The following is a 20,998-nucleotide window of genomic DNA, read 5'->3' on the forward strand; positions in this document are numbered from 1 at the left end:
TTCTACCCCTTGACCGCGCCGGACGTCAGCCCACGCAGGAAATACTTGCCAGCGAATATGTAGACCAGCAGTGTCGGCAGCCCGGCGATCATCGCCGCCGCCATATCAACGTTGTATTCCTTGACCCCGGTGCTGGTGTTGACCAGGTTGTTCAGGGCCACGGTGATTGGCTGGGCATCGCCACTGGCGAAGACCACACCGAACAGGAAGTCATTCCAGATTTGGGTGAACTGCCAGATCAGGCAGACCATCACGATCGGAATCGACATCGGCAGCAGGATCTTCCCGAAGATCGTGAAGAAGCCCGCACCATCCAGCCGCGCCGCCTTGACCAGCGCATCCGGAATGCTCACGTAGTAGTTACGGAAGAACAGCGTGGTGAACGCCAGCCCGTAGACGATGTGCACCAGCACCAGCCCTGTGGTGGTGTTGGCCAGGCCGAGTTTGCCGACGGTGAACGAGGCTGGCAGCAGCACGGTCTGGAACGGCAGGAAGCAGCCGAACAACAGCAGGCCGAAGAACAACTGCGAACCACGGAAGCGCCACATCGACAGCACGTAGCCGTTCATTGCACCGATGAAGGTCGAGATCAGCACCGCCGGCACGGTAATTTTCACCGAGTTCCAGAAGTAGCCACCTACCACGTCCCAAGCCTTGATCCAGCCAATGCCATCAATCACTTGCGGCCAGCTCAAGAGGTTGCCGGTGCGGATGTCTTCCGGGGATTTGAAGCTGGTCAGCAACATCACCACCAGCGGAATCAGATACACCGCAGCGGCCAGCAACAAGGTCGCGTAGATCGCAATGCGGCTAAAGCTCAAGGCTGGTTTGCCAAGTTGATTACTCATGGCGTTTGCCTCGCAGTTCGGAGTACAGGTACGGCACCAGAATCGCCAGGATCGCGCCGAGCATCATCATCGCGCTCGCCGAACCGATGCCCATCTGGCCACGGCTGAAGGTGAAGGAATACATGAACATTGCCGGCAAGTCGGAGGAATAACCCGGACCGCCCGCGGTCATCGCCGCCACCAGGTCGAAGCTCTTGATCGCGATGTGCGCGAGGATCATGAAGGCGCTGAAAAACACCGGACGCAGGCTTGGCAGGACGATCTTCAAATAGATGGTCGGCAGGCTCGCACCGTCGACTTGAGCGGCACGGATGATCGACTGATCGACACCGCGCAGGCCGGCCAAAAACATCGCCATCACAAACCCGGAGGCTTGCCATACGGCAGCGATCACCAGGCAGTAAACCACGCGATCCTGATCCACCAGCCAGTCCAGGCGAAAGCCTTCCCAGCCCCAGTCACGCAGCATCTTGTCCAGGCCCAGGCCTGGGTTGAGCAGCCATTTCCAGGCAGTACCGGTGACGATCATCGACAGCGCCATCGGGTACAGGTAGATGGTGCGGATGAAGCCTTCCTTGCGAATGCGCTGATCGAGCAGCACCGCCAGAAACACCCCGAGCACCAGGCTGATACCGATGAACATGCCGCCGAAGACCGCGAGGTTCTTGCTCGCGACCCACCAGCGGTCGTTCTCCATCAACCGGACGTATTGCTGCAGGCCGACCCACTTGTAGCTCGGCATGAAGCTGGAGTTGGTGAAGGACAAAACGAATGTCCAGATGATGTAACCGTAAAAGCCAACCAGGACGATCAGCATACTCGGCGCCAAAACCAGTTTGGGAAGCCAGCGCTGCAGTGCGTCGAACGGTGAGGCTTTGCTGAAAACCGCCACAGAGCTCATCGGGATAATCCAGTTGAAGAAGTGAAATCCGGACCGAGCGCCCCCACAACACGAGCCATGGCCCGTGCAGGGAGACGAAGATCTGGGGTTGGCCGCAGGTCGGGCCCGCGGCGGTCCTGGTGTTACTGGGCGGCTTTGATGGCCGATGCCAGTTGGGCGCTGGCCTTGGCCGGGTCAGCGCTCTTGTCGTTCATGAAGTTGGTCACCACATCGAAGATCGCGCCTTGCACAGCCAGGGAAGTGGCCATGTTGTGCGCCATGCTCGGTTGCAGGCCGCCGGTCTTCTCGTCAGCCAGGAAGTCCTTGGCCGACGCCTGGGCGCAGGAGTCGAAGCCCGACGCGCTCATGTCATTGAGCATGTCGGTGCGCACCGGGATCGAACCTTTGTTGATGCTGAAGACCTTCTGGAAGTCTTTACCCAGCGCGACCTTGGCCAGGTCTTGCTGAGCGGCGATATCGCCGGTGCGATCAGCCTTGAGCTTGAACACCGCCAGAGAGTCGATGTTGTAGGTGAAGGCTTTTTCAGTGCCAGGGAACGGCACGCACTGATAGTCCTTGCCCGCTACCTTGTGGGCGGCGGTCCATTCGCTCTTGGCCCAGTCACCCATCATCTGCATGCCGGCCTTGCCGTTGATCACGTCGGCGGCAGCGATGTTCCAGTCACGGCCCGCGCGGTTGGGGTCCATGTAGCCGGTGAGTTTTTTCAGCTCGGTGAAGGACTTGACCATTTCCGGGCCGGACAGGGTTTTCTGGTCCAGATCGACCAGGGCTTTCTTGTAGCCCTCAGGGCCCATGACCGAGAGCACCACGTCTTCAAACACGGTGCTGTCCTGCCAAGGCTGACCACCGTGGGCCAGGGCAATGAAGCCCGCAGCTTTCAGTTTGTCGCCAGCGGCATAGAACTCTTCGAGGGTGGTCGGGGCTTTGTCGATACCGGCTTTCTTGAAGACCGCCGGGTTGATCCACAGCCAGTTGACGCGGTGAATGTTCACCGGAACGGCGACGTAATCGCCTTCGTATTTGACGGTATCGGAGACTTTCTTCGAGAGCAGGCCGTCCCAGTTTTCAGCTTTGGAAACGCCTTTCAGCGCATCGGTGCTGAGCAGGCCAGTGCTGCCCCACTCCTGGATATCCGGACCTTTGATTTGCGCAACGCCTGGCGGATTACCCGCTACGGCGCGGCTTTTGAGTACGGTCATGGCCGTAGCGCCACCACCGCCGGCGACTGCACCGTCCTTCCAGGTGAAGCCGTCTTTTTCGACTTGAGCCTTGAGGACATCGACCGCTGCTTTTTCACCACCCGAAGTCCACCAGTGCACGACTTCCACGGAACCTTTGGAATCGGCGGCAAGGGCGCTGAGAGGAAATGCAGTCAGGGGAAACAGCGTGGCAAGAGAAACGACAGTGGCGAGGCGAGAAATCGCATTCATCTAGCAGTACCTTTCTTGTTGTTATGCATGCAAGTCTGGTGCTTGCGCTGCAAATGAGTTTAAACAGCGTAGATCGCTTGGCAGGTAACGAAGCGACGGCAAAATGTCACCGCATGGTTACATAAGTACCGAGACAGAGCCTTGAGCCAATGCACTGGCCATGCTCGGCGCCAGCGGCAAGCGTGGAATCAACACCGCTTGCCAGGCGTGATAAAGATCTGGTTTGCCACCCCAGATCTCGGCGCTCGGACGGTTTTGCGGGTCGAGTTCGTGGTGCCAGCTGCCGTGAATCCGGTCGATCAAGTTGCGGTCGCTGAACTCCCAGAAACGCCGGTACCAGGTTTCGTATTGCGCCTCACCGGTACGCTTGAGCAAGGCACTGGCGGCGGCACTGGCTTCGCAGTGAACCCAGTGCAAACGCTGGCGCACGACCGGGCGATTGTCCCAGTCGAGGGTGTAGACAATGCCTGGCGCGCCATCGACGTCCCATCCGTGAAGGCAGTTGTTGGCGAAGAGTTGTTGCGCGTCGCTCACCAGCCAACCGGGGGTTAACATCCCGGCCTGCCCGCGTGCAGCCTCCAGGTGCAACAGCAGTCGTGACCATTCGAAACCATGGCCCGGCGTGGTGCCGTACGGTCGGAAGTGGTCAGCCGGATTGGCCTGGTTGTAGTCGCGCAACGGTTGCCAATCGCGATCAAAATGCTCGACCACCAAATGGTCGTTGGACGCTGCGTGCCGGTGAATCACCCGTTCGACAATCCGCAGGGCGCGGTTCAGCCAACGGCTGTCCTGCGTGACATCGGCCAGCGCGAGAAAGGCTTCGGTGGCGTGCATGTTGCTGTTGGCACCGCGATAGGGTTCCTCTTCGCTCCAGTCGCGATTAAAGGATTCGCGCATCGCGCCCTCCTCTTCGCTCCAGAAATGCTGCTCGATAATCGCGATGGCATCGTTGAGCAACGCCTCTGCACCGGGCCTTTGGGCAATCACCGCAGAACTCGCCGCGAGTGCCACGAAAGCATGCAGATAAGCGGCCTTGCCGGTATCGCCATCACGGTGATCGGGGGCCGCAAACCAGCCACCGAATTCGGCGTCACGCAGCGGGCCATTGAGGGCATTGATGCCGTGATCCACCAGCTCGGCAAACCCCGGTAAGCCTTGGATGTGGGCCATGGCGAAGCTGTGGGTCATGCGGGCGGTGTTCATGGTGTGGGCCTGGGCGTCAGCCGATAATTGGCCGTGTTCGTCCAGGTTGCCGAAGCCTTCGGACAGCTTCGAGGCCTTGGCGAAAGCCAGCAGGCGCAAGCCTTCATCGGCCAGCCATTGCTGATGGGCAGGTGCGTTCAGCCAACTGCTGAAAGCAGGAGGGGCGGTGTTCATGGGATGCCTTTTTTGTTGTTATGACTGAGGGGAGTCTAAACAACGGGCGGTGGCGGGCAGGTAACGAAGGGGGCCGGGTATGTCACTGACTTGTGACATTGATCGTTCCCACGCAGAGTGGGAACGATCATCAATCTCTGGGTAGCTGCAACGTTACCCGCAGTCCGCCCTCGCGCAAATTCTGCAGGCTGACTTCTCCACCATGGCTATGGGCGATATTGCGCGCAATGCCCAACCCCAACCCGTAACCCTGCTGCTGTCCGGCCAGACGAAAGTGCGGCTCGAACACTTGCTCCAGTCGCTGCTCAGGCACGCCCGGGCCTTCGTCGTCGACGTGCAAGATAAACGCGCTGTCATCATCATCGATGTGCAGATGGGCGTTCTGCCCATACTTGAGGGCGTTGTCGATCAGGTTGCCAATACAGCGCTTGAGCGCCAGCGGCTTACCCGGATACGGCGCCAGCGCCCGGCCTTGCTGGGTTACGCGACCATTGCCGTTGGGCGCCAGGTAAGGCTCGACCAGGCAATCGAGTACATGATTGAGGTCCACCGGCTCGATGTTTTCGTGAATGTCGGTGTCCTTGACGCATTGCAGCGCGCCTTTGACCAGCAGCTCCAATTCATCCAGATCACGCCCGAACTTGGCTTGCAGCCGCTCATCTTCCAACAACTCGACCCGCAGGCGCAGACGCGTGATGGGGGTGCGCAAGTCATGGGAAATGGCGCTGAACAACTGGCTGCGCTCCGTCAGGTAGCGGCTGATGCGCTCGCGCATGGCGTTGAAGGCGCGGCCGACTTCGACCACTTCACTGCCACCGCCCTCGGCCACCGGCTCCACTTCGGCGCCCAGCGACATGTCCCGTGCGGCCCGTGCCAGACGCTTGAGCGGCCGGCTCTGCCAGTGCACCAACAGGCCAATAAACAACAACAGAAAACCGCTGGTGAGCACGATGAACCAGACCTGCTGCGACGGCAGGCCCTGCTCTTCCAGACTGGTATAGGGCTCGGGCAACAGCGAAGCGATGTACAGCCATTCGCCTTGGGCCAGTTTGATTTGGGTAACCAGCACTGGTGGATTGACTGGCTCCAGGGTCAGCGCGTAATGCGCCCAGGACCTCGGCAATTCGTCGAGTTTCAAACCGCCATTGAAGATCCGCAGATCGTCCGGGCTGACGAATTGCACCGAGATATTGGTGTCCGCGCCCAGCGATTCGCGCAACACGTCATCCACCGCCGCCAACACTGCTTGTTTGCGCGGGGTCGGCGGCAACAGCTGCATTTCCAGCGGTTTGTCGTTGAGCGTCACCACGAAACGAGTACCGCCCATGCTGCGCAACTGGTCGAGAACCAGCGGCCGGTACGCCACCGGCAAGGAACGAAAGTAACTGACGCTGGCGGTCATCGAATGCGCCAGGCTGCGGGCCGCGGTGACCAGTCCTTCCAGCTGCGTTGCACGCAATTGCGAAACCCAGATCACGCTCGACAGCGTCTGCGCGAACAACACCGCCAGCAGGGTCAGCAACAGCATCCGCCCAAGCAGCGAACGCGGCACCGGCACCCGCCGTATCAGGCGAGTGAAGAACTCAGTGGCCATTGCTGGCGACTACATTGGCGGCCAGTTGATAACCACTGCCGCGTACGGTGCGGATCAGGCGAGGAGGTTTGTCGGTATCGCGCAGACGCTGACGCAAACGGCTAACGGCCATGTCGACGATGCGATCGAGCGGCATCAGGTCGCGGCCACGAGTGGCATTGCCGATGGTGTCGCGGTCGAGGATTTCCTGCGGGTGATCGAGGAAGAGTTTCAGCAGTGCGAAATCGGCGCCGGAGAGAATCACCTCTTCGCCATCGGTGTGAAACAGCCGGTGGCTGACCATGTCCAGCCGCCATTCATCGAAGGCCAACACCTCGCCGCCAGAGCGCTCCTGACCGAACTGGGCACGTCGTAGCAAGGCTTTGATTCGCGCCTGCAACTCACGAGGGCTGAAGGGTTTGCCAAGGTAATCGTCGGCGCCGAGTTCCAGGCCAATGACCCGGTCGGCCTCGTCGGAACTGGCGGTGAGCATGATGATCGGCACCTGGGCCTGACGCGGGTGCTGGCGAATCCAGCGACACAGGCTGAAGCCGTCTTCGTCGGGCAACATCACATCAAGGATCACCAGATCACTCGGCGCCTCGTTCAACGCCTGGCGAAAACCGGCGCCGTCGGGCGTGGTCCGCACCTGAAACCCTGCGCGGCTGAGGTAGGTGTCCAGCAACTCGCGTATCTCTTGATCGTCATCGACCAACAAAATCGACTTGTTGACTGAGCTCACGGGGCGGCATCCTTGTTGTTAGTGTTGGGGCGGATTATGCCTGATCAAAAATGCATCGCGAACGAGCTTTTGTGGCGAGGGAGCTTGCTCCCGCTGGAGTGCGAAGCGCTCCTGAACCCGGCGAACGCGGATTATCCGAGAACCGCAGTGTCAGGTTTTGCGACTGCTTCGCCGCCGAGCGGGAGCAAGCTCCCTCGCCACAGGTATCAAGCCTGTTCCAGTGCCACTCCCGCGCCGGTCAAACCGGAATACGGTGCGGTCACCAGCCAGACCGGAATGCCCTTGAAGTACTCACTCATGCAGCCCTTGTCGGCGAAGCAGCGGGCAAAACCGCTCTTGAGAAAGAAATCGGCAAACCGTGGAATCACTCCGCCGACGATGTAGACACCGCCACGCCCACCGACGGTCAGCACGTTGTTGCCGGCCACCCGACCGAGCCAGCAGCAGAACTGCTCAAGCACTTCCACGGCAATCGGGTCGCCCGCAAGTCCGGCGGCGGTGATGGCTTCCGGGGTATCGAGCACAGGTTCATGCCCGTCGACAGCACAGATCGCCCGATAGACGCGCGGCAAACCGCTGCCGCTCAGCGCTGTTTCGGCACTGACGTGACCGATCTCGTTGTAGATGTGCTGCCACAGTTGGGTTTCTCGCGGACTGCTCAGTGGCAGGTCGACATGTCCACCCTCCCCTGGCAATGCGGCCCAACGGCCTTCGCCAAGATCCAGCAAGGTGCCGACCCCAAGGCCAGTACCGGGACCGATCACCACGGCCGGGCGCAACGGCTCCGGCGTGCCTTCGCAGACCACCCGGAACTCGCCTGGTTGCAGGCGCGTCATGCCCAGCGCCATGGCCGAAAAATCGTTGACCAGCAATAGCCGGTCGACCTGCAAGGTCTGGCAAAAGGCCTTGCGGCTCAGCCGCCAGTGGTTGTTGGTAAAACGGAACTCGTCGCCGCTGACCGGGCCGGCTACCGACAAGCACACCGCGCCTATCGAACCGGGCGCCAGGCCGAGGCCGCTCAGGTAGACGCCGATGGCGTCTTCCGGGCAGGCATAGTCGGCCGTCGCCAGCACCTGGATCGACTCCAGTTGCTGGTCTTTCCACAACGCAAAACGCGCATTGGTTCCACCAATGTCACCGACCAGCGCTAGTTTCACTTAAGGGTCTCCAGGGCAGAGGTAAAGGCGCTGGCGCCCTGCTCTGCCGAGCTGAAGGCCATGCGCATGAAGCCAAACAACTCGCGACCACAACCAATGCCGTTGTCCAGCAGGCCTTTGGCCGGTGTGCGAGCGGCAAATTCATCGGCGTCCACCAACAGCTGCAAGGTGCCTTTGACGCCATCGACGCGGATGATATCGCCCTCTTGCACGCGAGCCAAAGCACCACCGACAAAGGCTTCCGGGCTGACGTGAATCGCCGCAGGGATTTTCCCCGACGCGCCGGACATCCGCCCGTCAGTCACCAGCGCAACCTTGAAGCCGCGGTCCTGCAACACGCCAAGGAACGGCGTCATCTTGTGCAGTTCCGGCATGCCGTTGGAGCGCGGGCCCTGGAAGCGCATCACCGCGACAAAGTCCTTCTCCAACAGGCCGGCCTTGAACGCATCGGCCAGGTCCTGCTGATCCTGGAAGACCATCGCCGGTGCTTCGACCACTTGATGTTCCGGTGCCACGGCCGAGACTTTCATCACCCCGCGACCGAGGTTGCCTTCCATCACCCGCAGGCCGCCTTCTGGCGAGAACGCACGGGCGACCGGACGCAGGATGTTTTCATCGAGGCTTTCGATCGGACCTTCGCGCCAGACCAGCTCACCGTTTTCCAGGAACGGTTCCTGGGTGTAGCGGCTCAGGCCATGGCCGGCCACGGTGTTGACGTCTTCGTGGAGCAGACCGGCTTCCAGCAGTTCGCGGATCAGGAACGACATGCCGCCCGCGGCCTGGAAGTGGTTGATGTCGGCCTTGCCGTTCGGGTAGACGTGGCTCAGCGTCGGTACAACCTCGGAGAGGTCGGCCATGTCCTGCCAGGTCAGTTGAATACCGGCTGCCATGGCGATGGCCGGCATGTGCAGGGTGTGGTTGGTCGAGCCGCCCGTAGCGTGCAGCGCAACAATCGAGTTGACCAGCGAACGCTCGTCGACAATTTCGCCGATCGGCATGAAGTTGCCGCTTTGCTTGGTCAGGCGGGTGATCTGGTGCGCAGCTTCACGGGTCAGGGCATCACGCAACGGGGTGTTCGGGTTGACGAAGGACGCGCCCGGCAAGTGCAGGCCCATGACTTCCATCAGCAACTGGTTGGTGTTGGCGGTGCCGTAGAAGGTACAGGTGCCAGGGCTGTGGTAGGACTTCATTTCCGACTCCAGCAGCTCTTCGCGGCTGGCCTTGCCTTCGGCGTAGCGCTGGCGCACGTCGGCTTTTTCCTTGTTGGAAATGCCCGACACCATCGGCCCACCCGGAACGAAAATCGTCGGCAGATGACCGAAACGCAGCGCGCCCATCATCAGGCCCGGCACGATCTTGTCGCAGATGCCGAGCATCATTGCCGCGTCGAACATGTTGTGCGACAGCGCGACAGCGGTCGACATCGCGATCACTTCACGACTGGCAATGCCCAGTTCCATGCCCGGCTCGCCCTGGGTCACGCCGTCACACATGGCCGGTACGCCGCCGGCGAACTGGCCGACCGAACCGATCTCGCGCAATGCGTGTTTGATTTGTTCCGGGTAGTGCTCGTACGGCTGATGCGCCGAGAGCATGTCGTTATATGACGAAACAATCGCCACGTTGGCGGCGTTCATCATCCGCAGGCTTTGCTTGTCTTCGGTGCCACATCCGGCCACGCCGTGGGCGAAGTTGGCGCATTGCAGCTTGCCGCGCATCGGGCCATCGCTGGCGGCGCCGCGAATCAGTGCAAGGTAGGCCTCACGGGTAGCGCGGCTACGGGTGACAAGCCGTTCAGTGACCTCAAGTACGCGGGGATGCATGTGTAGAACTCCAGGCTAACGGATGTGGCGACCTGTTCGTGTCTATGCTGATCAAGAGGCATCGACGCGTGACGCGCTGACGGTTTTCTTGACCACTCGGACCAGTTGATTCAGGTCACTCGTTGTAGATAAAACAAAATATTGCCACTAAAAAGGCTTGTTTTCTATTTTTTTGCGAATAATCTTGTAATTCCAACAACAAATATGACGAAGGCGCTTTTCATATGACTCTACGAATTGCAATCAATGGTTTTGGCCGCATTGGCCGCAATGTCCTTCGCGCACTGTATACCCAAGGCTACCGTCAGGATTTACAGATCGTCGCCATCAACGATTTGGGCGATAGCTCGATGAACGCCCACCTGCTCAAGTACGACACCGTGCACGGCACCTTCGATGCCGACGTGCAGCACGATCAGGAAAGCCTGACCGTCAACGGCGACCGGATTTCGGTCAGCGCCATTCGCAACCCGGCCGAATTGCCGTGGGCTGCTGAAAAGGTCGACGTCGTGTTCGAATGCACCGGCCTGTTCACCGACCGTGCCAAAGCCGCCGCCCATATTAGCGCTGGCGCGCGCAAAGTGATTATCTCGGCCCCGGCCAAAGGCGCCGACGCCACCGTGGTGTACGGGGTCAACCACGACATCCTGCGCCAATCGCACCAGATCATTTCCAATGCGTCGTGCACCACCAACTGCCTGGCCCCGGTGGCTCAGGTGTTGCACCGCGAGCTGGGCATCGAGAGCGGTCTGATGACCACCATCCACGCCTACACCAATGACCAGCATCTTACCGATGTCTACCACGTCGACCCGTATCGTGCGCGTTCGGCCACCCAGAACATGATCCCGAGCAAGACCGGCGCCGCCGAAGCGGTGGGCCTGGTGCTGCCGGAACTGGCCGGCAAACTGACCGGGATGTCGGTGCGCGTGCCGGTGATCAACGTGTCGCTGGTGGACCTGACCGTGCAGCTCAAGCGTGAAGCCAGCGCTGGCGAGGTCAACGCATTGCTCAAAGAAGCCAGCCAGCACTCGAAGATCCTTGGTTACAACACCCTGCCGCTGGTTTCCAGCGACTTCAACCACAACCCGCTGTCGTCGATTTTCGATGCCAATCACACCAAGTCCAGCGGCAAGCTGCTCAAGGTGCTGGCCTGGTACGACAACGAATGGGGCTTCTCCAACCGCATGCTCGATAACTGCCTCGCCCTGTGCAACGCCGAATAAGGCCGATTGCCCCTACAGTAACGCGGGAGCAGCAGCCGATGATCGGTATCAGCTTTACCCAAAAAACCATGGCGGCGCGCAAACGCATCGCCCTGGTTGCCCATGATCACTGCAAAGTGTTCTTGCTGGACTGGGCCGAGCGGCAGAAGGACAAGCTCGCCCAACACGAGCTTGTGGCCACCGGCACCACCGGGATGCTGTTGAGCAAACGCCTGGGCCTGCCCGTTGAAAGCATGATCAGTGGCCCGTTGGGTGGCGACCAACAACTGGGGGCGCGAATCGCCGAGCAGCGGGTCGACATGCTGGTGTTCTTCTGGGACCCGTTCGAGCCGCAACCTCACGATCCGGACATCAAGGCATTGCTGCGGGTCGCGGCGGTCTGGAACATTCCAGTGGCCTGCAATGAATGCAGCGCCGATTACCTGCTCAGCAGCCCGCTGATGGATCAGCCGCACGCGTACCGGATCCCCGATTACCCGGTGTACCTGCAAGGCCGCAAATAATTCTCACCGGTAGCGCTTGACCTTTCAAGCAGATGATAAGCATTATCATTCGCTTGAAATGGATCAGGTCCTACTGTGAGTCAATCGCGCTTCAACCATGTCTTCCTCGCGCAGCGAGTCTCGCTGCTGCGGACCCTGGAGCGGATGGTCAACAACCACAGCACCGCCGAGGACCTTTTGCAGGAAACCTACCTGCGAGTGGCCCGCGCGTTGAGTGAACGGGCCATCGATCACCTCGAACCTTTCGTGTTTCAAACTGCCCGCAACCTGGCGCTGGACCATTTGCGCGCACGGCGCATTCAGTCCCGAACGATGCTCGAAGACGTTCCGCTGAACGTCGTGCAAAGCATCGCGGCGCCGCTCAGCAGTGCCGAGGACGCCGCCCATGCCGAACAGTTGCTCGAACGCTTGAACATCAGCCTCAGCCAACTCAGCCCGCGCCAACAGCAGATCTTCATCCTCAGCCGCCTGCACGGGCACAGCTATCTGGAGATCGCCGAACAGCTCAGCGTGTCCTTGAGCACCGTGCAAAAAGACCTGAAGCTGATCATGGCAATCTGCGTCGGTGTCGCTGATCGCCTCAACGAGCACTGAGTCTGCCAGCCATTATTTTGCACAACGACGTCATGACTCAGGCTTTGCTACCCTTAGCCGTCGTTTGCACTCCCCCTATCAAAAACCAGCCGCGCGCAGACGCAGCCGAGGAACACCCGTGACGGACAGCCCACCTTCCCACCCGCCACTCCCGGCGCGGGACTCAGCCAGCACCAGCGCCATGGACCAGGCGCTGGACTGGCTGATCGTGCTGGACAGTCCGAGCGAGCAACAAAGCCGCGAATTCCACGACTGGCTTGCTGCCGACCCGCGCAACGCCGAAGCATTCGCCAAGGCCCAGGCGATCTGGGACGGGCCGCAGGTCGCGCAAGCCGCGCTGGGTTTGAGCACGACCAAACGCAAGGTCTCAAAACTTGAGCGCCTGCGCCCGCACTGGAAACCGCTGGCCATGGCGGCAGTGTTGATCCTCGGGCTGTTCAGCTTCAGCAACCTGCCGATGCGGATTCAGGCGGATCATCTGACTGTGGTCGGCGAGCGTCAGCGCCTGCAACTGGAGGACGGTTCAAAAGTCCTGCTCAATACCAATTCGGCGTTCTCCAGCACCATCAACGACCAGCAGCGCATTGCCCGCCTGTATCAGGGCGAGGCCTATTTCGAGGTGGCGGCCAATCGCGGCCTGCCACTGGAAATCGACGCCGGCCCGGTCACGGCCAGCGTGCGCGACACCACGTTCGCCGTGCGTTACCTGGACGGCATTGCGCAGGTTCGCGTGCAACGCGGCGACGTCGACTTGCGCACCACCCACAGCAACGCCCGCGTGCGCCTGAGCGCGGGCGAAAGCATTCGTATCGGCCCTAATGGCTTCGATCAACCGGCCAGACTCGACCCGGCGACCGATCTGGCCTGGGTCCAGGGCCGACTGGTGTTTGAAAACTGCCCATTGAGCCAAGTGCTGGCCGAGTTGCGCCGCTACTACCCAGGCTGGATCATCAACACCAATGAACAGTTGGCCAACGTCGCGGTGACCGGTAATTACCGTCTCGACCAACCGCTGGACGTGGTGCGCTCGCTGGCCCACATCACCTCGGCCAGGCTCGAGGAATTTCCGGCACTGGTGATCCTGAACTAAATGAGAATTATTTTTACTCGATAGCGTTTCATCGTTCGTCTCGTTATAGCCAATGCAATTGATTCGCATCTCTGATGTGAGTCTGCACCTATAAGATTCGTGCGACACGGAGCGCTATCGATGTCCTCTCGCCTTACCCGCCGGTCCTCTTCACCTTCCTGCGTGCTGCCCCTGCTGACTGCCGCCATTCTGTTGGCCGGCACGGCACAGGTCTCGGCCGCCACCGTCGAACAACCGAGCCGCAACATGGGCGACTACTCGTTCGCGATTGCCCAGCAGCCATTGGTGTCGGCACTCAATGCCTTTACCGCCGTAACCGGTTGGCAGGTCGGCTTGCCGGCCGAACTGGCCGAAGGCGTTGCCTCGCCGGGCGTACACGGCTCGCTGCCCCCGGATAAGGCCCTCGATCGCCTGTTGGTGGGGACCAACCTCCGCTATCGCAAGTTGGGCAATCACAACATCGTGCTGGAAAAACGCAGTGTCGACGGCACCCTCGCCCTGCAACAAATGACCATCAGCGCCACCCGTCAGGAGCAGAGCGTCGACAGCGTACCGAGCACCGTCACCGTGCACACGCGCGAAGAGTTGGACCACGACAACGTCAACACCATCAAGGAACTGGTGCGTTACGAACCGGGTGTTTCGGTCGGCGGTACCGGCACCCGTGGCGGCATCAGCGGCTACAACATTCGCGGTATCGACGGTGACCGGATCCTGACCCAGGTCGATGGCGTCGAAGTGCCCAACGGTTTCTTCAACGGTCCGTACGCCAAGACCCAGCGCAACTACGTCGACCCGGAAATCATCAAACGCGTGGAAATCCTCCGCGGCCCGGCGTCGGTGCTCTATGGCAGCAACGCCATTGGCGGCGCGGTCAGCTACTTCACCCTCGACCCGGACGACATCATCAAGCCCGGCAAAGACGCCGGCGCCCGCCTGAAAACCGGCTACAACTCTGCCGATGACAGTTGGCTGAAATCCGCAACCGTCGCCGGGCGCGCCGAACAGTTCGATGGCCTGCTGCACTTCAGCCGGCGCGACGGCCATGAAACCGAATCCTTCGGCAGCAACAACGGCACGGGGCTCAATCGCACCGCCGCCAACCCGGAAGACGTGCGCACCACCAACGTGCTGGCCAAAGCCGGCTGGAACTACGCCGATGATGCGCGCCTGGGCCTGACCTATGAGAAGTACAAGGACGACCGCGACACCGACCAGCAAAGCGCCGTCGGCGGTCCTTTTGACAAAGGCAAGCCAGTGGGCATGTACCGCTCGCGCACCGGCAACGACACCATCACCCGCGAACGTTTCGGCCTGGAAAACAGCTTCGCCCTCGATGCCTTGCTGGTCGATCACCTCAAGTGGAGCCTGAACTACCAGATTGCCAAGACCGATCAGAGCACCCTGGAAAACTACTTCCCGTTCAGCCGCAACGTGATGCGCAGCCGCGAAACCCTCTACGAAGAAAAGCAGTGGGTATTCGACGCCCAACTCGATAAGGCCTTCAGCCTCGGTGAAACCGACCATTTGCTGACGTACGGCACCACCATCAAGCAAGAGAAAGTCACCGGCTCGCGCAGCGGCAGCGGAACCTGCCTGGCCGTTGGCCGTGGTTGCACAGCGATCGGCGCGATCAGTCCTAGCGATGTGCTAAAGAAGTCCAGCGACTTCCCGGACCCGACCATCAACACCTACAGCCTGTTCGCCCAGGATCAGATCCGCTGGAACAAATGGACCTTCCTGCCGGGCCTGCGCTACGACTACACCCAGCTCAAGCCGCATATCACCCAGGAATTCCTCAACACCGTGGCCGCCGACGGCAAAGGCTCAGTTAGCGACGAGAACAAAACCTGGCATCGCGTATCGCCCAAGTTCGGCCTGACCTACGCCCTGACCGACAACTACACTTGGTACGGTCAGTACGCCGAAGGTTTCCGCACCCCGACCGCCAAGGCGCTGTATGGCCGTTTCGAAAACACCACCACCGGCTACCGCGTGGAGCCGAACCCGAATCTGGGGCCGGAAAAAAGCCAGAGCTACGAGACCGGCCTGCGTGGCAACTTCGAGTCCGGTCACTTCGATGTGGCGGTGTTCTATAACAAGTACCGCGACTTCATCAACGAAGACGCCGTCACCCCGGGCTACAACGAGCTGACGTTCCAGAGCAACAACATCAAGCACGCGACCATCAAGGGCATTGAGCTCAAAGGCCGTCTGAACCTCGACACCTTCGGCGCACCGCAAGGCCTCTACACCCGGGGTTCGGTGGCTTATGCCCACGGTCGCAACAACGACACCGGCGAGCCGCTCAACGCAGTCAACCCGCTGACCGGCGTGTTCGGCCTGGGTTACGACCAGGACAACTACGGTGCCTTGCTCAGCTGGACCCTGGTGCAGAAGAAGAACCTCGTCGACAGCAGCAGCTTCAAGTCGCCGGATGGCGTCAGCAGCCAGTTCAAGACGCCGGGCTATGGCGTGGTCGACCTGAGCGGTTTCTACAAAGTGACCGACGACGTCACCGTCAGCGCTGGCGTGTACAACCTGGCCGACAAGAAATACTGGCAGTGGGACAACGTGCGCGGTTACGACAGCGTCGGTGAAGCCGCCGTGATCAGCCCGGCCAACCTTGATCGCCTGACCGAGCCGGGCCGCAACTTCGCGATCAACCTGATCTGGGACATCTGACTGATGGAGCCTTGCTGCGCTTTTGGACGAAAGCGCAGTGAGGATTTTTTACGCTGCCGCGTCGTCTGGTTCGTCCAGTTACAACGCGCCTTTCATTCTCAAGGACCTCTTCATGACCGCTGCCCACACCTCTGAACGCCCGAGCCTGCGCTCGCAACGCCTGAACCAGATCACTAATGAGCCACACAGCAAGCTCGACGCGCTGGTGAAAGCCCATGCACCGTTCGAATCCCAAGCCAACTTCGCCCGCTTCGTGGTTGCCCAGTACCTGTTCCAGTCAGAACTGGTGTCGCTGTACAACGATGCCGAGCTGATCGCCATCGTCCCGGACCTGCCGCAGCGTTGCCGTGCCGACGCCGCCAAGGCTGACCTGGCTGACCTGGAAACCGACGTCCCGGCCCCGGTGGCCGGTGCCGTGAAAAACCCGGGCAAGGCCGAAGCCCTGGGCTGGATCTTCGTCTCCGAAGGGTCGAAACTCGGTGCCGCGTTCCTGATCAAGCGTGCCGTTAGCCTGGGTTTGAGCGAAACCTTTGGTGCCCGTCACCTGGGAGAACCTGCCGGTGGCCGCGCCGAAGGCTGGAAACGCTTCGTCAAAACCCTCGACGGTCTTGAGTTCAGTGCCGAAGAAGAAGCCGCAGTCGAGAAAGGCGCCATCGACGCCTTCAACCGCTTCACCGTGCTGCTGGAACAGGCTTACGCCACAACCCCTGAATTGGCCTGATTCAATCTTCCAGGCTCAACTGGCCTTGCTTTCTGTAGGAGCGGGGGGGCGCCTACAGATTGTGATCTTTTGTTCTATTATCGGTGCTCTCTTCCGGAGGGCCTTCGATGACTGATTTCCTGACGTCCATTCAAGCCGCGCTCGGCTTGCCCGCTACTGCGATCACCTTTACCTCCAAAGGCGCCCTGCCCTCGGTGTTTGCCGTGACGGACCTCGCCAGCGCCAGCATCGCGGCTGCCGGCCAGGCCGCCTGCGAATTGCTCCGGCAACAGACCGGTCGGTTACCGGCCCTTGAAGTCGACCGTCGTCTCGCCTCCTTCTGGTTTGCCACATCGATCCGCCCGATCGACTGGAACGTGCCACCGCTGTGGGACCCCATCGCGGGTGACTACGCGACCCAGGACGGCTGGATTCGCCTGCACACCAATGCCCCCCATCACCGCAGCGCCGCCGAGCAGGTGCTGGGACACTGCTTTGATCGTAGCGCGATGGCCGCCAAGGTCGCTCAATGGAGCAAAAGAGATCTGGAACACGCGATAGTCGAGGCTGGTGGTTGCGCCGCTGAAATGCGCTCATGGCCACAATGGCAGTCACACCCTCAAGGGTTGGCGGTCAACGCCGAGCCACTGATTGATTTTTCCGCCGGCAACAGCGAACGCTCGAAAGCCTGGCAAGGTTCGGTCGCACAACCGCTGGCGGGCATCAAGGTGCTGGACCTGACCCGCGTCCTCGCCGGGCCCGTTGCCAGCCGCTTCCTTGCGGGACTGGGTGCCGATGTGCTGCGCATTGATCCACCGCAGTGGAACGAACCAGGTGTGATTCCGGAAGTCACCCTGGGTAAACGCTGCGCCCGCCTCGACCTGCACAACAGCGTCGATCGCGGGGTATTCGAAAGCCTGCTCAAGGACGCCGACATCCTGCTCCACGGTTACCGCGCCAATGCCCTCGAACACCTCGGCTACGGCACCGCCGAGCGGCAGGAACTCGCCCCCGGCCTGATCGACGTTTGCCTCAATGCGTACGGCTGGAGCGGCCCTTGGCAAAACCGTCGTGGTTTCGACAGCCTGGTGCAAATGAGCAGCGGCATCGCCGAGGCCGGGATGGGGTGGAAGCAGGCGGACAAACCGACACCCTTGCCGGTTCAGGCGCTGGACCACGCCACCGGTTACCTGATGGCGGCCAGTGCGATCAAGTTGTTGGCTGAGCGGTTGAGTAGCGGACGCAGTGGCTCGGCACGATTGTCTCTGGCGCGCACGGCAAAGTTGCTGGTTGAACAGGGTCCGGGAACGGATGAGGCCTTGCGGCCTGAAGATGACAACGATCAGGGAATGGTGATCGAACAGACACCCTGGGGCCCGGCGCATCGGTTGCATGTACCGCTGAAAATAACCGGCACGCCGTTGCAGTGGGCCATTCCGGCCGGGGAATTGGGGTCACATCGGGCGCAGTGGTGAGCTCCCATGATTGTTCCCTCACTCTGCGTGGGAACAATCATCCAACCGGTTTCAGTCAGCCCGACTCAACGACGTCCACAGCAGCTGCGCCGCATACGCCCGACACGGTCGCCAAGCCTCGGCACGGGCCAACAACTCGCGCGGCGTCACCGGCCCGCCTTCCAGCGCCGCCAGCGCGTTGATCAATCCCACATCGCCTGACGGAAACGCATCCATCTCGCGCATCTGTCGCAACGCGATGTACTGCGCCGTCCAGTCGCCAATCCCCCACAATGCCAGCAATCGCGCAATACCGTCGCCCCGACCCGGTTCAAACAACAAGGGATCGTCAAGCAATGCCTGCGCCACGCCAGACAGCGTCCGCCCACGGCTTTTCGGCATTCCCAACGTTGCCAGATCCGCTGTCGCCAGCACCGCCGCTTGAGGAAACACATGAGTCAATCCTGACAGCGGCGCAGACAACGGTTCGCCATACTGCGCCACCAACTTACCCGCCAGCTTGATCGCGGCGCCGACCGTGATCTGCTGGCCCAGCACTGCACGTATCGCCAGCTCCAGTCCGTCCCAGGTCCCCGGCACCCGTAAACCAGGACGCTCGGCAATCAACCTTGCCATCAACGGATCAACCGCCAGTTGCTGGTGGATAAGCGGCAAGTCCACGTCCAGATCGAACATCCGCCGCAACCGCGTAATGATCTCGGGCACGACTGACGCATCGGGGAAGCACAGCCTCACCTCCAGCGCATTATCAGCCGCTGGCGTAATCGAAAACGTGCCGTGCACACCGTTCAGGCTGATGCTGCGCGAGTACACACCATCGACCACCGACTCCATCCCGGCAATCGCCCGCGCCGACAAAAAGCCGAGCATCGCCGGCCAGTCATAAGGCGGCTGATAGTCAAGCAACAACCTCACAGCAACAGCCCGCCGAGTCGAAGCGTTTGCGCCGGTTGCGACATCCTTACCTCTCATCTCGAGTCGACTGTTTGTCATGTTTTGAAACCATAACAAGTGTTCAATTCATTAAATAGGCAACGTGATATGACGCTAATAAAATAACGGCAAAAAACAATGCTTATTCAGAATGCTCTCATCTATGCCATGAAGGCACTTTGCCGGTTTTGTGGGGCATTCCAGATACATAAATTCTGTACTGAAAACAGATGTGCAAAATTTGCGCACTCTGGAAAAACAACTAGCTTCAAGGCTCGCAGCGATTAGCAGCCATCCCCGGTTAATTTATAGAAAGCCCTCTGGAACAGGCTTCTTGTGGCACACACGCTCTATTCAGGAAGTATTCACACATCAGTCATTAACAATGGAATGTGGCCATCAACTGATCCAGATCAGCTGTCCTGTCAGCGAGCGGATTTAGAGTGTGGCTCTCTCTTCTCCGGCAATGGAGTCATGCATGTCTGAATCTTCCGGAAAACTACGACTCGGCGCCTTAGTCGCCCTGGTAGTAGGTTCCATGATTGGGGGCGGGATATTCTCTTTACCGCAAAACATGGCCGCCAGTGCCGATGTCGGCGCAGTGCTGATTGGTTGGGTCATTACCGCCGTGGGCATGTTGACCCTGGCGTTCGTCTTCCAGACCCTCGCCAATCGCAAGCCTGACCTCGATGGCGGTGTCTACGCCTACGCCAAGGCCGGTTTCGGCGACTACATGGGTTTCTCGTCCGCCTGGGGTTACTGGATCAGCGCCTGGCTGGGTAACGTGGGGTACTTCGTACTCCTGTTCAGTACCCTCGGCTACTTCTTCCCGCTATTTGGGGAGGGAAATACGCCTGCGGCGGTGATTGGCGCTTCGCTGCTGCTGTGGGCCGTGCACTTTCTGGTGCTGCGCGGGATCAAGGAAGCGGCGTTCATCAACCTGGTGACCACCGTCGCCAAAGTCGTGCCACTGGTGCTGTTCGTCTTGATCGCGATCTTCGCCTTCAAACTCGACATCTTTACCGCCGACATCTGGGGCCTGAAAAACCCTGATCTGGGCAGCGTGATGAACCAGGTGCGCAACATGATGCTGGTCACCGTCTGGGTGTTCATCGGCATCGAAGGCGCGAGCATCTTTTCGGCCCGGGCGGAAAAACGTTCGGACGTCGGTAAAGCCACCGTCATTGGCTTCATCACCGTGCTGTTGTTCCTGATGCTGGTGAACGTGCTGTCACTGGGCATCATGACTCAGCCGGCGTTGGCCAAACTGCAAAACCCGTCGATGGCTGCCGTACTCGAGCACGTCGTCGGTCACTGGGGCGCGGTGCTGATCAGTGTCGGCCTGGTCATCTCGTTGCTGGGCGCATTGCTTTCGTGGGTGCTGCTGTGTGCGGAGATCATGTTCGCCGCCGCCAAAGACCACACCATGCCGGAGTTCCTGCGTAAGGAAAACTCCAAACAGGTACCGGTCAATGCCTTGTGGCTGACCAACGCGATGGTGCAGATTTTCCTGGTCATCACCCTGTTCTCGGCCAGTACTTACCTGTCGCTGATCTACCTCGCCACTTCGATGATTCTGGTGCCTTACCTGTGGTCGGCGGCCTATGCCCTGCTGCTGGCGGTGCGCGGCGAGAGCTACGAAAACGCCCTGGCCGAACGCCAGAAAGACCTGGTCATCGGCGCCATCGCGCTGATCTATGCGATCTGGCTGCTGTATGCAGGCGGCATCAAATACCTGCTGCTGTCCGCCCTGCTCTATGCCCCCGGCGCAATCCTGTTCGCCAAGGCCAAGCGCGAGTTGGGCAAAGCGGTTTTCACCAACGTCGAGAAGCTGATTTTCACCGCGGTAGTCATTGGCGCCCTGGTGGCGGCCTATGGACTCTACGACGGCTTCCTGACCCTGTAGCACCTGAACCATTCGACTGTTTTGTTATCTGGAGG

17 protein-coding genes are annotated in these 20,998 nt (G+C 60.4%); 8 read left to right on the plus strand and 9 right to left on the minus strand.

Going from position 1 to position 20,998, the window contains the following annotated elements:
* Positions 1 to 2 precede the first annotated feature (2 nt).
* From AABM55_RS22625 to edd, 8 genes are all read right to left on the minus strand, one after another.
* Positions 3 to 848 (minus strand): carbohydrate ABC transporter permease, encoded by an 846-nt coding sequence (locus AABM55_RS22625; protein WP_054593683.1) that lies wholly within the window; start codon positions 846 to 848, stop codon positions 3 to 5.
* Positions 841 to 1,749, minus strand: coding sequence for a carbohydrate ABC transporter permease (locus tag AABM55_RS22630; RefSeq protein WP_019693218.1), 909 nt, complete (start codon positions 1,747 to 1,749; stop codon positions 841 to 843). Before AABM55_RS22630 ends, AABM55_RS22625 begins: the two co-directional genes overlap by 8 nt.
* 122 nt (positions 1,750 to 1,871) lie before the next feature.
* Positions 1,872 to 3,179 carry an ABC transporter substrate-binding protein gene (locus tag AABM55_RS22635; RefSeq protein WP_347927818.1) on the minus strand — a complete coding sequence of 436 codons (1,308 nt, stop codon included), beginning with the start codon at positions 3,177 to 3,179 and terminating at the stop codon, positions 1,872 to 1,874.
* 117 nt (positions 3,180 to 3,296) lie between these two features.
* Entirely contained in the window at positions 3,297 to 4,556 is a 1,260-nt protein-coding gene (locus AABM55_RS22640) for an AGE family epimerase/isomerase (RefSeq protein ID WP_347927819.1), read from the minus strand.
* A gap of 130 nt (positions 4,557 to 4,686) precedes the next feature.
* Positions 4,687 to 6,108, minus strand: a complete 1,422-nt coding sequence (locus AABM55_RS22645) for an ATP-binding protein (protein ID WP_347930080.1) — start codon at positions 6,106 to 6,108, stop codon at positions 4,687 to 4,689.
* 31 nt (positions 6,109 to 6,139) lie between these two features.
* On the minus strand, positions 6,140 to 6,871 hold the full coding sequence (locus AABM55_RS22650) for a response regulator (protein ID WP_103314995.1): 732 nt from the start codon (positions 6,869 to 6,871) through the stop codon (positions 6,140 to 6,142).
* A 206-nt stretch (positions 6,872 to 7,077) separates the two neighbouring features.
* Complete coding sequence (locus AABM55_RS22655; RefSeq protein ID WP_347927820.1) at positions 7,078 to 8,028, minus strand: glucokinase; 951 nt, start codon at positions 8,026 to 8,028, stop codon at positions 7,078 to 7,080.
* On the minus strand, positions 8,025 to 9,851 hold the full coding sequence (gene edd / locus AABM55_RS22660) for a phosphogluconate dehydratase (protein WP_054593688.1): 1,827 nt from the start codon (positions 9,849 to 9,851) through the stop codon (positions 8,025 to 8,027). The genes AABM55_RS22655 and edd overlap by 4 nt, the downstream gene beginning before the upstream one ends.
* A 224-nt stretch (positions 9,852 to 10,075) precedes the next feature.
* Here edd and gap point away from each other — a divergent pair, with 224 nt between their 5' ends.
* The 7 genes from gap to AABM55_RS22695 all read left to right on the plus strand — a co-directional run bounded on the left by gap (position 10,076) and on the right by AABM55_RS22695 (position 18,124).
* Positions 10,076 to 11,077 (plus strand): type I glyceraldehyde-3-phosphate dehydrogenase, encoded by a 1,002-nt coding sequence (gene gap / locus AABM55_RS22665; RefSeq protein WP_054593689.1) that lies wholly within the window; start codon positions 10,076 to 10,078, stop codon positions 11,075 to 11,077.
* A gap of 38 nt (positions 11,078 to 11,115) precedes the next feature.
* Entirely contained in the window at positions 11,116 to 11,580 is a 465-nt protein-coding gene (locus AABM55_RS22670) for a methylglyoxal synthase (RefSeq protein ID WP_347927821.1), read from the plus strand.
* A 75-nt stretch (positions 11,581 to 11,655) separates the two neighbouring features.
* Positions 11,656 to 12,174, plus strand: coding sequence for a sigma-70 family RNA polymerase sigma factor (locus AABM55_RS22675; protein ID WP_347927822.1), 519 nt, complete (start codon positions 11,656 to 11,658; stop codon positions 12,172 to 12,174).
* Between the two features lie 118 nt (positions 12,175 to 12,292).
* Positions 12,293 to 13,264 carry a FecR domain-containing protein gene (locus AABM55_RS22680; RefSeq protein ID WP_054593692.1) on the plus strand — a complete coding sequence of 324 codons (972 nt, stop codon included), beginning with the start codon at positions 12,293 to 12,295 and terminating at the stop codon, positions 13,262 to 13,264.
* Positions 13,265 to 13,384: 120 nt separating this feature from the next.
* Positions 13,385 to 15,949, plus strand: coding sequence for a TonB-dependent receptor (locus AABM55_RS22685; RefSeq protein WP_347927823.1), 2,565 nt, complete (start codon positions 13,385 to 13,387; stop codon positions 15,947 to 15,949).
* A 112-nt stretch (positions 15,950 to 16,061) separates the two neighbouring features.
* A complete protein-coding gene (locus AABM55_RS22690) occupies positions 16,062 to 16,670 on the plus strand; it encodes a biliverdin-producing heme oxygenase (protein ID WP_054598163.1) in 609 nt (202 codons plus the stop codon).
* Between the two features lie 107 nt (positions 16,671 to 16,777).
* The gene (locus tag AABM55_RS22695) at positions 16,778 to 18,124 is read left to right on the plus strand and encodes a CoA transferase (RefSeq protein ID WP_347927824.1); all 1,347 of its coding nucleotides are present in this window, start codon (positions 16,778 to 16,780) and stop codon (positions 18,122 to 18,124) included.
* A 51-nt stretch (positions 18,125 to 18,175) separates the two neighbouring features.
* Here AABM55_RS22695 and AABM55_RS22700 read toward each other — a convergent pair whose 3' ends face one another.
* The gene (locus AABM55_RS22700; protein ID WP_347927825.1) at positions 18,176 to 19,039 is read right to left on the minus strand and encodes a DNA-3-methyladenine glycosylase; all 864 of its coding nucleotides are present in this window, start codon (positions 19,037 to 19,039) and stop codon (positions 18,176 to 18,178) included.
* A gap of 496 nt (positions 19,040 to 19,535) precedes the next feature.
* Here AABM55_RS22700 and arcD point away from each other — a divergent pair, with 496 nt between their 5' ends.
* Positions 19,536 to 20,963 (plus strand): arginine-ornithine antiporter, encoded by a 1,428-nt coding sequence (arcD, locus tag AABM55_RS22705; protein ID WP_347927826.1) that lies wholly within the window; start codon positions 19,536 to 19,538, stop codon positions 20,961 to 20,963.
* Positions 20,964 to 20,998: the final 35 nt, after the last annotated feature.

The organism is Pseudomonas helvetica, from assembly GCF_039908645.1.
In the GTDB taxonomy this organism is placed as follows: Bacteria; Pseudomonadota; Gammaproteobacteria; order Pseudomonadales; family Pseudomonadaceae; genus Aquipseudomonas; species Aquipseudomonas helvetica.